The following is a 15,551-nucleotide window of genomic DNA, read 5'->3' as shown; positions in this document are numbered from 1 at the left end:
GTGCGCGGAGGGCTGGGGTATAAGGATATTGGGGCCGTGGTTGTTGCACTTGCGTGCCTGCCAGTGTCCGGCTTTGCGCAGACCGCTTCGCAGATAACACCACCTAGTTTCCGCCCCAGTATCGAGCGTCAGGGCGGCTTTGCGCTGCCGGGCACGCCGGGATTGGCGACACCGGCAGGCGCCGAAAAACTCTTCGTCAGATTGTCGGGGGTCAGCATCGAGGGCGGCCTGCCGGCGCTCGCGGCGGTGACCGCCGAACTCCAGGCGCGGCTGACCGGCCGCAAAATCTCCGGGGCCGACATCTTCGCCGCGGCGCGAGATCTCGAAACTGCCTATGCCAAGGCGGGCTACGTTCTGGTTCGGGTCATCCTGCCGCCGCAGCAACTGGTCAACGGGGCGCGGCTGAAGCTGGTCGTGGTTGACGGTTTCATCGAGCGGATCGACACCAAGGACGTGCCGGAGCGGGTGCGCGAAAGGATCATGACGCTGGTCGGTCCGCTGACCGGCCGCCGCGGTCTGACGCTGACCGAGATCGAACGCCGGGTGCTGTTGGCCGGCGATACGCCGGGCGTGGTGCTGCGTTCGACATTGGCGCCGGGCAAAGGCGAGGGCACCACCATCCTGGTGATCGACGCCAAGTACCAGGCAGTGAGCGAGACGCTGACTTTCGATAATACATTGTCGAAGGCGCTCGGCCGCACGACGTTAGGCGCCGGCCTCGACTTCAACAGCATCGCCGGTCTCGGCGAACTGGTGTACCTGCGCGCCGCGGGTCACCCTGACGACGGCAACAACGGTTTCTTCGAGACCTACCCGCGCAACCGGACGCTGGCCGCGGGGTTCATCCTGCCGCTGTGGATCGATGGCCTGACCTTCAACGCCGAGTATACCGACGCTCGGACCACCCCCGAGGCGGTCGCCGGGATTCAGACTACCGACACATTCGAAAGACTGTCGCTGCGGCTACGCTATGCCTGGCTGCGCGGACGTATCGCCAACTTCAACAGCGAAGTGTCGTTCGATGCGCAGGACGAGAAGCAGAGCCTGTTCGTGGCTACCGTGCCGGTGCCGCTGTCAGTGGATCGGCTGCGCATCGTCCGCTTCGCCAATGACGGCGACGTGCTGACGCCGTGGGGCGCCACCCTCTCCGGCCGCGCCACCGCCTCGTTTGGTATCAACGGGCTTGGCGCGCGCAGCGCGGTGGATGCCAGCGTGCTGCTGCCGCTGTCGCGCCAGGGCGCCGACGCCAGCTTCCAGAAGTTCGACATCACGATTGGCTATGGACAGGCCCTGATCGAGCATCTCGCGATCAGTCTCGCAGCGCGGGCGCAGACTTCGTTTAACGCACCGCTGGTCCGTAGCGAGCAGATCGGCATCGCCAACACCTCGGGCCTGTCGGCATTCGACGCCGGCACCGTGGTTGGCGATCAGGGCTATGTGGTGCGCGGCGAACTGTCGTCGCCATGGAGCCTGCCGCTGCCAAATGATGCTATCGGCGTGGTCGCAGCGCCCTATTTATTCGGTGCCTACGGCGAGGTTTCTTTGAAGAATCCGACAGCGCTGGAAGTCGCGTCGATCCGCGCCACCTCCTATGGCGGCGGTCTGCGTCTCGGCGGTGCTGCGCCCGGCACGCTGTCGAACGGGTCGCTCTCGCTCGAATATGGCCACGCCTATCGGAGCGACGGGGCTCCGGCAGGCGATCGCTTTACTGTAGTATCTGCCTTCAGATTCTAGAGATCTCGCCTATGGCAGGGCTCGCGCGGCCTGCTGCTTCCGAATTCGTGACATCATCATATCGATCAGCATGAGAGGGGCTGGCCCGGTCGCGGTGCGCGGCCGGGCGAGCCGGTTGTTGGGTGGGCCTTCGCGGCAGGGTCCACAATACGATGCAGTTTTCCCCGGTTCGCTTCACTTGAATGGGGGACCGGTGAATGGGCGCCCGGCCGTGAATGAATTCAATGCCGTTTACCAAGAGCACATGCAGGCAAAAAATATCGATTGCCGATTGGAAACATTTCTAGCCAGACACATCGAATTCTTTTAAGCATCTCTTAACGTTTTTGCATCTCTTAACGTTTTTTTTGGATTTGCTTCATGTTTGTTCAGGCTTCTTTCAAGCGCATTCTATTGGCATCCACGGCGCTCGGATGCGCGCTTGCAACTCCCGGTGTCGTCCACGCGCAAAACCTGCCGACCGGAGGCAGTGTCGCCGCCGGCAGCGTCGCGATCGCGCAGCCCACCGCGACGCAGATGAACATAACCCAGTCGAGCCAGAGCGCCGTCGTCAACTGGCAGGGCTTTTCGGTCGGGCAGGGCAGCACGGTGAATATCGCGCAGCCGAACGCCTCTTCGGCGATCCTCAATCGCGTCACGGGTAATACGCCCTCGACCATCGCCGGTTCAGTCAATGCCAACGGCCAGGTCTACCTGGTCAATCCCAACGGCATCGCCATCACCCGAAGCGGCACCGTCAATGCCGGCGGCGGCTTCGTCGCCTCGACACTGGGGATCTCGGATTCCGACTTCATGACGGGCAAGCGCACGTTCACCGGTACCGGCGCCTCGGCTGCCGTCAACAATGCCGGCACCATCACCGTCGGACGCGGCGGCTACGCGGCGCTAATCGGCGGCGCGGTATCGAACGCTGGCTTGATCAACGTGCCGCTCGGCAAGGTGGGGCTCGGCTCCGGCGAGAAAGCCACGCTCGATTTCTCCGGTGACGGCTTCCTGCAAGTCACGATGCCGACCGCAGCCGGCGGCAAGGACGCGCTGGTCAAGAACTCCGGCTCGATCATCGCCAATGGCGGCAGCGTCATCATCAGCGCGGCGACGGCGCGCGAGGCGGCGCGCAACGCCATCAACATCTCCGGCCTGGTGCAGGCGCGCTCGATCGGCGGGCATAGTGGCGCGATCATCATCGGCGGCGGCGCCGGCGGCCGGGTCAAGATCACCGGACGCCTCGACGCGACCTCGCGCCGTCATGCCGGCGGCACGATCAACGTCACCGGACAATCGATCAAGCTGAAGGGCGCCGCCGTCGATGCGTCCGGCGCGACCGGTGGCGGTGATATCAACATCGGCGGCGGCCGTCAGGGCTCAGGCCCGCTGCCGCACGCCGACACCGTGACCATCGGCGCCGACGCCACCATCAAAGCCGACGCCACGCAGTCAGGCAACGGCGGCAACGTCGTGGTCTGGTCGGATCGGTTCACCAGCTTCGCTGGCACCATCGCCGCGCGCGGTGGCGCGCTGTCCGGCAATGGTGGCGAGGCGGAAGTCTCCGGCAAGGCGAAACTCGCTTACACCGGCTTCACCGATCTACGCGCCGCTAACGGCAGTTTCGGCACGCTGCTGCTTGATCCGTATAACGTCACGATCTCGAACGGGGCCAGCAACACCGGCGGCAGCTTCACCGCAAACACCGACGATTCCATCATCAACGTCACGACGCTGCAGAACGCGCTTGCCGGCGCCAATGTCATGGTCACCACCGGCGGCGCCGGCTCGGCCGGATTCCAGGTGGGCAACATTACAGTGGCCGATGACGTCACCTGGTCGAGTGGCAGCACGCTGACGCTTTCGGCGTATCGCGATATCGCGGTGAACGCCAATCTCACCGGCGGCGCCGGCGCTCATGTGGTATTGCGGGCGGACAATTCCGGAACCGGCATCTCCAGATTCGGCATCGGCACCGTGACATTCGGCAACGGCAAGACGGTGACGGCGAGCGGCGGAGTTGCGATCTATTACAACCCGTACAAGGACGAACAGAGCTTACCCTACGCCACCCCGACGAATTTTACGGCCTTCCAGGGCACCGGCACCACCATCACCGGCTATATGCTGGTGAACACCGTTCGTGACCTGCAATTCGTCCAGATCAATCTCGGCGGCGCCTATGCGCTCGGCCGCGACATCGACGCCAGCGCCACCGCGACCTGGAACGGCGGCGGCGGCTTCGTGCCGATTGGAGACTCCACGACGCCGTTCACCGGCAAGCTCGACGGGCAGGGCCATGTCGTCAGCGGGCTGACCATCTACCGCCCAATTAACCCAGCCACTGATAATGTCGGCTTGATCGGCTTCCTGAATGGCGGCGTGCTCTCCAATATCGGTCTCGTCGGCGGGAGCATCAGCGGCAGGACCAATGTCGGCGCGCTGGTCGGGTATAACTATCACGGCACGGTGCAGCAGAGCTACTCCACCGCCGCGGTTACGGGCAGGGGCGATAATGTTGGCGGGCTGGTTGGGTATAATAATGTCGGCACGGTGAGCCAGAGCTACGTTACCGGCACGGTTACAGGCAGCAACTCTGTCGGTGGGGTGGTCGGGTATAACAGTGGCGCGGTGGAGCAGAGCTATGCCACCGCTGCGGTCGGGGGCAGCGGCAATAGTGTTGGCGGGCTGGCCGGCTATAATTATGGCACGGTGCAGCAGAGCTACGCCACGGGGACGGTCTCGGGCGCTGATTTTGTCGGCGGGCTCGTCGGAAATAACTATTGGGGCACGGTGCAGCAGAGCTACGCCACCGGTGCGGTCACGGGCGTCCATTATGTCGGCGGGCTGGTCGGGTTTAGTAGTGGTGGTGGCGCCACAGTGAACCAGAGCTACGCCACCGGCGCTGTCTCGGGCGGCAGTTATGTCGGCGGGCTGTTCGGGGCGAAGTTCGGTACCGTCGCCTCCTCCTACTGGGATGTGCAGACCAGCGGCACGAGCGTCGGGAGCGGAATCGGCGATACGTCGGGCGTCACCGGCCTGACCACGGCGCAGATGATGGACAGCGCCAGTTTTGCCGGCTTCGATTTCGCGAGCGTCTGGGCGAGCGCGGGCAACGGCTTTCGGCCACAGCTCTACGGCGTCTCCGGCGTGGTCGGTGTGCGCGCCAGTGCTACCATGGCCTATGGCGATGCCGTTCCGACGCTCGGTGCCTCAAACTATCTCGGCCTCGGCTACTGGAACACGCTGACCTCCGGCGCGACACTGACGACGACGGCGAACTCAAAATCCAATGTCGGCAGCTATGGCATCACTGGCAGCGGCGCGGCGGCGACCTTCTCCGGGGGCGGCGCGAGCCGTGTCGTCTATCTGCCCGGAACGCTGACCATCACACCGCGCGTGCTGACGATTGCCGGAGCAACTGGCGTCGACAAGGTGTACGACGCAGGCACTGCGCTCACCGCGGGCGCGACCGGCTTTACGTTTGGCAACGCCGTCTCAGGCGACGACATCTCGGTCGTTGCGGCCTCGGCCATCTATGATTCGCGCAATGCAGGTTTGCGGTCGATCAATGTGTCCGGCCTGTCCCTGTCTGGGTCCGCCGCGAGCAACTACACGCTGAATGGCGTCGTCTCTGCGACCGGTTCCGGCACCATTGCGCAGCGGCAGCTCACGGTGTCGGCGAGCGGGGTCGACCGGGTCTATGACGCGACCACCGGCGCCACGGTCACGCTGTCCGACAACCACCTCGGCAGCGACAGCCTGACGCTGGGCTATGGCAGCGCCGGCTTCGGCGACAAGAACGTCGGCACCGGCAAGAGCGTGTCGGTGGCGGGCATCCAGGTGACCGGCGCCGATGCCGGCAATTACACCTTCAACACCACCGCGAGCACGACGGCGACCATCACCAAGGCGGCGCTGACGGTGTCGGCGAGCGGGGTCGACCGGGTCTATGACGCGACCACCGGCGCCACGGTCGCGCTGTCCGACAACCACCTCGGCAGCGACAGCCTGACGCTGGGCTACGGCAGCGCCGGCTTCGGCGACAAGAACGTCGGCACCGGCAAGAGCGTGTCGGTAGCGGGCATCCAGGTGACCGGCGCCGATGCCGGCAACTACACCTTCAACACCACCGCGAGCACGACGGCGACCATCACCAAGGCGGCGCTGACGGTGTCGGCGAGCGGGGTCGACCGGGTCTATGACGCGACCACCGGCGCCACGGTCACGCTGTCCGACAACCACCTCGGCAACGACAGCCTGACGCTGGGCTATGGCAGTGCCGGCTTCGGCGACAAGAACGTCGGCACCGGCAAGAGCGTGTCGGTGGCGGGCATCCAGGTGACCGGCACCGATGCCGGCAATTACACCTTCAACACCACCGCGAGCACGACGGCGACCATCACCAAGGCGGCGCTGACGGTGTCGGCGAGCGGGGTCGACCGGGTCTATGACGCGACCACCGGCGCCACGGTCACGCTGTCCGACAACCACCTCGGCAGCGACAGCCTGACGCTGGGCTACGGCAGCGCCGGCTTCGGCGACAAGAACGTCGGCACCGGCAAGAGCGTGTCGGTGGCGGGCATCCAGGTGACCGGCGCGGATGCCGGCAATTACACCTTCAACACCACCGCGAGCACGACGGCTGATATCACCAAGGCGGCGCTCGCGGTGTCGGCGAGCGGGGTCGACCGGGTCTATGACGCGACCACCGGCGCCACGGTCACGCTGTCCGACAACCACCTCGGCAGCGACAGCCTGACGCTGGGCTATGGCAGCGCCGGCTTCGGCGACAAGAACGTCGGCACCGGCAAGAGCGTGTCGGTGGCGGGCATCCAGGTGACCGGCGCCGATGCCGGCAATTACACCTTCAACACCACGGCGAGCACGACGGCGACCATCACCAAGGCGGCGCTGACGGTGTCGGCGAGCGGGGTCGACCGGGTCTATGACGCGACCACCGGCGCCACGGTCGCGCTGTCCGACAACCACCTCGGCAGCGACAGCCTGACGCTGGGCTACGGCAGCGCCGGCTTCGGCGACAAGAACGTCGGCACCGGCAAGAGCGTGTCGGTGGCGGGCATCCAGGTGACCGGCGCCGATGCCGGCAACTACCTTCAACACCACCGCCGCGAGCACGACGGCGACCATCACCAAGGCGGCGCTGACGGTGTCGGCGAGCGGGGTCGACCGGGTCTATGACGCGACCACCGGCGCCACGGTCACGCTGTCCGACAACCACCTCGGCAACGACAGCCTGACGCTGGGCTATGGCAGTGCCGGCTTCGGCGACAAGAACGTCGGCACCGGCAAGAGCGTGTCGGTGGCGGGCATCCAGGTGACCGGCACGGATGCCGGCAATTACACCTTCAACACCACCGCGAGCACGACGGCGACCATCACCAAGGCGGCGCTGACGGTGTCGGCGAGCGGGGTCGACCGGGTCTATGACGCGACCACCGGCGCCACGGTCACGCTGTCCGACAACCACCTCGGTAGCGACAGCCTGACGCTGGGCTATGGCAGCGCCGGCTTCGGCGACAAGAACGTCGGCACCGGCAAGAGCGTGTCGGTGGCGGGCATCCAGGTGACCGGCGCCGATGCCGGCAATTACACCTTCAACACCACCGCGAGCACGACGGCGACCATCACCAAGGCGGCGCTGACGGTGTCGGCGAGCGGGGTCGACCGGGTCTATGACGCGACCACCGGCGCCACGGTCGCGCTGTCCGACAACCACCTCGGCAGCGACAGCCTGACGCTGGGCTACGGCAGCGCCGGCTTCGGCGACAAGAACGTCGGCACCGGCAAGAGCGTGTCGGTAGCGGGCATCCAGGTGACCGGCGCCGATGCCGGCAACTACACCTTCAACACCACCGCGAGCACGACGGCGACCATCACCAAGGCGGCGCTGACGGTGTCGGCGAGCGGGGTCGACCGGGTCTATGACGCGACCACCGGCGCCACGGTCACGCTGTCCGACAACCACCTCGGCAACGACAGCCTGACGCTGGGCTATGGCAGTGCCGGCTTCGGCGACAAGAACGTCGGCACCGGCAAGAGCGTGTCGGTGGCGGGCATCCAGGTGACCGGCACCGATGCCGGCAATTACACCTTCAACACCACCGCGAGCACGACGGCGACCATCACCAAGGCGGCGCTGACGGTGTCGGCGAGCGGGGTCGACCGGGTCTATGACGCGACCACCGGCGCCACGGTCACGCTGTCCGACAACCACCTCGGCAGCGACAGCCTGACGCTGGGCTACGGCAGCGCCGGCTTCGGCGACAAGAACGTCGGCACCGGCAAGAGCGTGTCGGTGGCGGGCATCCAGGTGACCGGCGCGGATGCCGGCAATTACACCTTCAACACCACCGCGAGCACGACGGCTGATATCACCAAGGCGGCGCTCGCGGTGTCGGCGAGCGGGGTCGACCGGGTCTATGACGCGACCACCGGCGCCACGGTCACGCTGTCCGACAACCACCTCGGTAGCGACAGCCTGACGCTGGGCTATGGCAGCGCCGGCTTCGGCGACAAGAACGTCGGCACCGGCAAGAGCGTGTCGGTGGCGGGCATCCAGGTGACCGGCGCCGATGCCGGCAATTACACCTTCAACACCACGGCGAGCACGACGGCGACCATCACCAAGGCGGCGCTGACGGTGTCGGCGAGCGGGGTCGACCGGGTCTATGACGCGACCACCGGCGCCACGGTCGCGCTGTCCGACAACCACCTCGGCAGCGACAGCCTGACGCTGGGCTATGGCAGCGCCGGCTTCGGCGACAAGAACGTCGGCACCGGCAAGAGCGTGTCGGTGGCGGGCATCCAGGTGACCGGCGCGGATGCCGGCAACTACACCTTCAACACCACGGCGAGCACGACGGCGAGCATCACCAAGGCGGCGCTCACCATCGCGGCGGCGTCGGATAGCAAGACCTACGACGGCAGCACCACCTCGACGGGCACGGTGACCTCCAGCGGCCTGGTCGCGGGCGACACGCTGGCGGGGTTGAGCCAGAGCTTCGACAGCAGGAACGCTGGACCGCGAACGCTGAGCGTGGACGGAGGCTACACCATCGCCGACGGCAATGGCGGCGGCAACTACCGCGTCACGCTGCAAACGGCTGCCGGCACGATCCTGCAGAAGGGCCTCACGCTGGCGGCGGCGACCGATAGCAAGACCTATGACCGCAGCGTCACCTCGACCGGCACGGTGACCTCCAGCGGCCTGGTCGCGGGTGACACGCTGGCGGGGTTGAGCCAGAGCTTCGACAGCAGGAACGCCGGACGGCGAACGCTGAGCGTGGACGGAGGCTACACCATTGCCGACGGCAATGGCGGTGGCAATTACCGCGTCACGCTACAGACGGCTGCCGGCACGATTGCGCAGCGCCCGCTCACGGTCACCGCGGATCCGAAGAGCCGTTCGGTCGACGATCCGAACCCGCTGCTCACCTATGCCATCGGCGGCCTCGGCCTGGTCAGCGGCGACACCCTGACCGGTGGCCTGGCGACGGCGGCGACAGCACAGTCCGCCGCCGGCAGCTACGCCATCACGCTGGGATCGCTGGCCGCCAGCCCCAATTATGCGCTGACCTATGTCGGAAATAATCTTACGATTGTCGAAAATAATCTCGCCGCCGCGCCGACCGCCAGCTTGATCACGGCTGGCGCGCAATATCAGTCGCCCAAGACGACCAGCATCAATTTCGTCACGACGCCGGGTACACCCGGGCCGCTGATCGCATTCACGCCATCGGCGCCGAACACCAGGACCGCCGCCGCGCCCGACCGTGGCGATTCGAACAAGACCGCCGCCAATCCCAATGACGTGGTCACGAGCAGCATCGGCGCGCTGACGTCCAGCGCCGACGGTCTGGTTTACCAGCCGATCAGCCAATATGATCCCGGGCAATACTCCAACGACAAGCTTCCCGATCATGTCGACCAGGCTGGCCTTGCCACCATCCTGACCATGATCGCCCGCGCGGCCGGCCACGAGCTCACGCCGGCGGCCACGCCTCCGACCATCGATCGATTGTTCGATCCGGCGAAGGGCGCCGACTGGCACGGCGTCGGCTGGGAGAATCCGCTGGTCAACAAGGTGACTTTCGGCAGCGGCCCGCAGGCCTCGGACCTGAGCACCGCGATCGCGCTCCCGCTGGACGGCAAAACCGACATCGGTGCACTGCTCGGGCATGGGCCCGTCATTCTCGGCGGCGCCGGCGATACATGGCTGCTCGCGGTCGCGATGACCGAGAGCGGGATCGTAGCCGACGATCCCGTCACCGGCACCTCGGTTTTGCTCGCTTACGATTCCGCCGCCAAGACCGTCGGTCCGATCAGCAAGATATTCGATTTCACCCACAACAAGTGGATCGCGCTGAGTGGTGCCGCCAACGCAGGTATCGATTTCGTCGATGAGGCGAAGATCGCGGCGTTGCAGACAATGAAGGCGGAAAAATACCTCACCTTCGCCGTAGTCAAGTGATCGCACTGCCGATCATCAACGGCCGTGATTCCGGGCCGCGCCCTTGCGCGAGCCCGGAATGACCGCGTTGGTGATTAGCCATTAAATTTAGCGCCCGGGCCGCGCTTGGCGCGGGCTGCGATTTCAATGACGTAAGAGTTCGCAGTTTTATTCTGAGTGGCGCACCATCAGATCAGGCCGGCTCCTCCTGCGCCAGACCATAGCCTCCTGCATTCCCTTCCGTCGCGTCTCAGGCCTTGACGAGGTCTCCCAGCAGATTGGCTGCCACCGTCAGCCTGGCGAGCGTCAGGCCGCTGGCCGCGATCTCCTCGACCGAGCGGCGGACTCGCGTCGCCTCAGGATGAGCCGCAAGCCAGTCGCCGGCGGCCTGTTGGCCGGATCCGCCGTTTGCCAGCATGTTGGCGACCAGTGCCCTTTCCGCGGCCGCGATCTGGTCAACGGCACGATCGATGGCGAGACGGTCGTAATTGTCGCTGGCCGGCACGCTGCGTGCGGCGGCGATGATGCGATCGATCCTGAAATCGGCCTCGGCGGCGAAGAAGGTCGTGGCGGCATCACCGATGGCCCGGCTGGTGCGCTCTGCGACGGTGACGATATCCGGCGCGGAAACGAGCGCGTCGAGATCGGCGAGTTCTCCGGCAAGGTCTGCCGGGACGCCGGCATCGATCAGATCTCGCCGCCGCTTGGTGCGCCCAGCCTGCAAGCCCTGCGGCAGGGTCTCGTCGAGCCCGGCGGCGACCTCCCGGATTCCGGGACCGAAGCGCGCGATCACGGCGTCGAGACCGGCCTTGAGATCGGCATTGCGCACATACCAGACCATGCGTGAGAGCAGGAGATCCTGAAGCGAGGCGTAGAGGCCGAGCTGCAACTGCCCGTCGATGCGGGTGTCGAGTGCATCGATCGCGGCATTGAGCCGCTTGAGGCCATAGGATTCATCCACCGCCACGAAGGCGGTGACGATGGTGGCAATGTCGGCATCAGTCTCGTCGGTCAGGCGCACGACACAGGCCGGGCCGCCCCGATTGATCACGGCATTGGCGAGACTGGTGGCGATGATCTCCCGCCGAAGTCGATGCGATGGCACCGCCGTCGGGAATTTCTCCTGCAGCTGGTGCGGAAAATACTGGGATAGTTCGCGGGCCAGATAGGGATCGTCAGGTACGCCAGTCGCGAGCAGGTCGTCGTAGAGCGTCAGCTTGGCGTAAGCGAGCAACACCGCAAGCTCGGGCCGCGTCAGAAGCTGGCTGCGTCTCGTGCGCTCCGTGATCGCCGCATCGTCGGGCAAGAACTCCACGGCGCGGCTAAGCAGGCCGCGCTGCTCGAGCGATTGCATCAGGCGGGTGAGGAAGCCGATCTCGGCCACGCCCTTCCGTTCGGCCAGCGAGAGCGCCAGCGTCTGAAGATAATTGTTGCGTAGCACCAGTGCGCCGACCTCCTCGGTCATCGCGGCGAGCAGGTTGTTGCGGTCGCCAGGGGTAAGGCGCCCCTCGCGCTCGGGACGCGCCAGCGCGATCTTGATGTTGACCTCAACGTCGGACGTATTCACGCCCGCCGAATTGTCGATGGCGTCCGTGTTGAGCTTGACGCCCTTCTGCGCCGCCTCGATGCGGCCGCGCTGGGTGACGCCGAGATTGGCGCCTTCGCCGATCACCCGGGCGCGGACGTCGGCGCCCGCGATTCGGATCGGATCGTTGGCGCGGTCGCCGGCCTGATCATCGCTTTCCGAGGACGAGCGGATATACGTGCCGATGCCGCCAAACCACAGGAGGTCGACGCGGGCCTTGAGGATCGCTGTCATCACCTCGAAAGGCGTGGCCTGCGGCTTGTCGAGATCGAGCAGCGTGCGCACTTCCGGCGCAAGCGGGATCGCCTTGAGCGAGCGCGAGAACACGCCGCCGCCCTGCGAGATCAGGGACTTGTCGTAGTCCTGCCAGCTCGATCGCGACAGGGTGAACAGGCGCCTGCGTTCGGCGAGGCTGATCGCCGGATCAGGCGACGGATCGATGAAGATGTCGCGGTGATCGAACGCCGCGATGAGCTTCGTCGCCGGCGAGAGCAGCATGCCGTTGCCGAAGACATCGCCCGACATGTCGCCGACGCCGGCAACCGTGAACGGCTTGGTCTGGATGTCGGTGCCAAGCTCGCGGAAGTGACGCTTGACCGCCTCCCACGCGCCTCGCGCCGTGATCCCCATCTTCTTGTGGTCATAGCCCTGGCTGCCGCCGGAGGCGAAGGCATCGCCGAGCCAATGGTGCTTCTCGGTCGAGATCGCATTGGCGATGTCGGAGAAGGTGGCGGTGCCCTTGTCGGCGGCGACGACCAGGTAGGGGTCGTCGCCGTCATGCCGCACGGTCGAGTCGGGCGGCACGACGTCGTCGCCGTCAAGATTGTCGGTGAGTTCGAGCAGCGTGCGAACGAAGATGCGATAGGCTTCGGTGCCTTCCGCCATGAAGTGGTCACGACTGGAGGGCGAGGGCAGGCGCTTGGGCACGAAGCCGCCCTTGGCCCCGACCGGCACGATCACGGCGTTCTTCACCTGTTGCGCCTTCACGAGGCCCAGGATCTCGGTACGGAAATCCTGCGGCCGGTCGGACCAGCGCAGACCGCCGCGCGCGACCTTGCCGAAGCGCAGATGAATGCCTTCGACGCGGGGCGAGTAGACGAAAATCTCGTACAGTGGTCGCGGTGCCGGCAGGGCCTCGATCTTGCGGGCGTCGAACTTGAAGGAGATCACCGGATGCGGATGTCCATCCTGACCGACCTGCCACAAATTGGTGCGGATGGTTGCCTGCACCAGATTGGTGAAGCTTCGCAGGATGCGATCTTCATCGAGCGAGGCGACGGATTTCAGCTGCTCCTCGATCTCGGCGACGAGGGCCATCTCGCGCGCCGAGCGCTCCGCAATCGTGAATCCAAGGCGCGGATCGAGGCGGCCCTGGAACAGGGCGACGATGTTGGCGGTAATCGCGGCGTTCTTGCGCAGGGTTTCCCACATGTAGTCCTGGGTGAATGGCGCGCGGATCTGATGGAGGTAGCGCGACAGCGCGCGGATCGTCGATACTTCCCGCCAGCTCAGGGCTGTGCGCAGGATCAGTGCGTTGAACCCGTCGGATTCGGCGCGATCGCGGACCACCGCCATGATCGAGGCTTCCAGACGATGGTTGAATTCATGGCTGATTGCGATCGGCTTGCCGTCGCTGGTCTCGATTGTCATATCGTGCAGCCATACCGGCGCCTGCCTGGTGCGCGGCACGATCTGATAGGTGCGTTCGTTGACTACGTTCAAGCCGTGATTTTCAATCACCGGCACGCGATAGGATAGCGACAGCGGTGCGGCATCCGAGAAAACCTTCAAGCCGAATCGTCTGGGATCGTCGTTCCCGTCAAGGCGGTAAACCGAAATCGTCACCGGCCGGGCTGAGGTCAGCTTTTCGATGGTGGTGATGTCGGCGATCGCCTGTTCGGCGCTGAATATCTCGGTGTAGCCGCCGGTAAAGGCCTGGGCATAGCGGCTTGCGAGCATGCGCGCCCGCATGCCGTCGGCAGACGCAGCGAGCGCGACCTTCAACTTGTCGCCCCAGGTCTCTGCAATGGCGCTGATTCCGGTTTCGAGTGTCTCGCGCTCGACGACCGGGGTCTTACCTTCATATCGCCCGACGATGTAGTGGACGCGCGCCAGTGATCCTTCGGGGAAGGACGCGTAGGAGGCCGACAGGGTCCCCTTGTAGACTTGCGAGAGGAAAGCGCCGACGCGCGTGCGCACGTCGGTGTCGTATTTGTCGCGCGGAATAAAGCAGAGGATGGAGACGAAGCGATCGAACTTGTCCACGCGTGCCAGCGCCCGGACACGGGGGCGCTCATAGAGGATCAGGATCTCCATGACGAAATTGTAGAGCGTGTCGACGTCGATCTGGAACAGATCGTCGCGCGGATAATCGTCGAGAATATGCGTCAGCGCCTTGCCCGAATGGCTGTTCGGGTCGAAGCCGGCGCGCTGCAGCACCTGCGCCACCTTGTGGCGGGCATAAGGGATTTGCTTGACCGAGCGGGTATAGGCGCCGGACGTGAATAGACCGACGAGGCGCAATTCCCCTTCGAGCCGGCCGTCGGGGGTATAGAGCTTGATGCCCACATAATCCATCCGGATGCGGCGATGAACGCGGCTGGAGACGTTGGCCTTGATGACGATGAGGAGGCTCGGCTCCCGCATGAACTCGCGAATTTCCGACGTCATCACCACCATTTCGCGACCGCGGCGCAGGACCTTCACCTCGGGATCGCGCAGAATGCCGAGGCCCTCACCGGTCGTGATGTCGTCCGACGCTTCGCTGTTGGGGGAAAAGCGATATTCGCGCACGCCCAGAAAGGTGAAATTGTCCAGGCACAGCCAATGCAGGAACTGGCTGGCTTCGGCGATCTCGTCGATCGGCAGCGGCGGCGGATTGGTCGAGAAGATCTTGATCGCCTCCTCGATGCGGGCACGCATGGGCTTCCAGTCGGTGACGCAGGCGCGCGCGTCGTTCAACGTCATGGTCAACCCATCGACCAGCTTTTGGCGGTCGGCGTCGACGTCCATGCGGGTGATGTGGAGATGGATGAGGCTTTCGCGCGCGCCCCTTGCTCCCTCCGGCAGGGCTTCGCCATGGAAGCGCATCAGCTTGCCTTGCTCGTCGCGCTCCACCGCGATGATCGGATGAGCGACCAGGGTGACCTCGATGCCCTGCTCGGCGAGCTCTGCCAGCGTGGAATCGAACAGGAAGGGCATGTTGTCATTGAGAATTTCGAGCACGGAGATCTCGCGGCCATCCGGCATCATCGGATTGACGATGCGGATATCGGCGCGACCTGCCGTGCGCCGCTGGACATGTTCCCAGGCCTGCTCGGCCAGGAAGGCCAGCGAAGCGGCGTCGTGGTTGGCGAGATCCTCGCTATTGGTGTGGCCGAACAGGAGTTCGGCAAAAGTCCGGGGCGTGTTGCCTAGCTGCACGCTTCCCGCTGCATCGCGAATCAGGGTCGACCGGGCCTTGTCGTCACGCCACGCTTCCATAACGTCCTCCATCTCTCGCATCGTTCGATCGCAATCGCGATCATCAGCTTGCTTCTGGAGTTCATGGCTTCGAGCGCCGTTATCCTGACCGCGATCCGGCGCCGCGAAATCTGCCCTCGGCACCGGAGCTTACCACTCCGAGCGGCCAAGGCGCGCGGAGTCGTGGCGAAAAGCCCTGCGACCGCAGGGTCGGCGGCATCGTGGGAAATCATAAGTACATTCAATGACATACGAGCTCGCATGTTTGTTCGGAGCAGCGCACCATTCCTCTCAGTGTCGAATGTCCTGCAGACC

General features: G+C 65.2%; 4 protein-coding genes. 3 read left to right on the top strand and 1 reads right to left on the bottom strand.

What is annotated here, in order from left to right; translation table 11 throughout:
• Positions 1-36 precede the first annotated feature (36 nt).
• From JJC00_RS34975 to JJC00_RS34965, 3 genes are all read left to right on the top strand, one after another.
• The gene (locus JJC00_RS34975; protein WP_246774031.1) at positions 37-1,734 is read left to right on the top strand and encodes a ShlB/FhaC/HecB family hemolysin secretion/activation protein; all 1,698 of its coding nucleotides are present in this window, start codon (positions 37-39) and stop codon (positions 1,732-1,734) included.
• Positions 1,735-2,094: 360 nt separating this feature from the next.
• Entirely contained in the window at positions 2,095-6,918 is a 4,824-nt protein-coding gene (locus tag JJC00_RS34970) for a YDG domain-containing protein (RefSeq protein WP_200470278.1), read from the top strand.
• Positions 6,818-10,210: a beta strand repeat-containing protein gene (locus JJC00_RS34965; RefSeq protein WP_200470277.1), complete on the top strand. Its 3,393-nt coding sequence runs from the start codon at positions 6,818-6,820 to the stop codon at positions 10,208-10,210. Before JJC00_RS34970 ends, JJC00_RS34965 begins: the two co-directional genes overlap by 101 nt.
• 229 nt (positions 10,211-10,439) lie before the next feature.
• Here the strand turns inward: JJC00_RS34965 and JJC00_RS34960 are convergent, their stop codons facing one another.
• Positions 10,440-15,269, bottom strand: a complete 4,830-nt coding sequence (locus JJC00_RS34960) for an NAD-glutamate dehydrogenase (protein ID WP_200470276.1) — start codon at positions 15,267-15,269, stop codon at positions 10,440-10,442.
• Positions 15,270-15,551: the final 282 nt, after the last annotated feature.

Origin of the sequence: Bradyrhizobium diazoefficiens (assembly GCF_016616885.1) — a bacterium.
GTDB classification, from domain to species: Bacteria; Pseudomonadota; Alphaproteobacteria; order Rhizobiales; family Xanthobacteraceae; genus Bradyrhizobium; species Bradyrhizobium diazoefficiens_F.
Note: the sequence above shows the minus strand (reverse complement) of the source record. Positions and strands in the feature narration are given on the sequence as shown.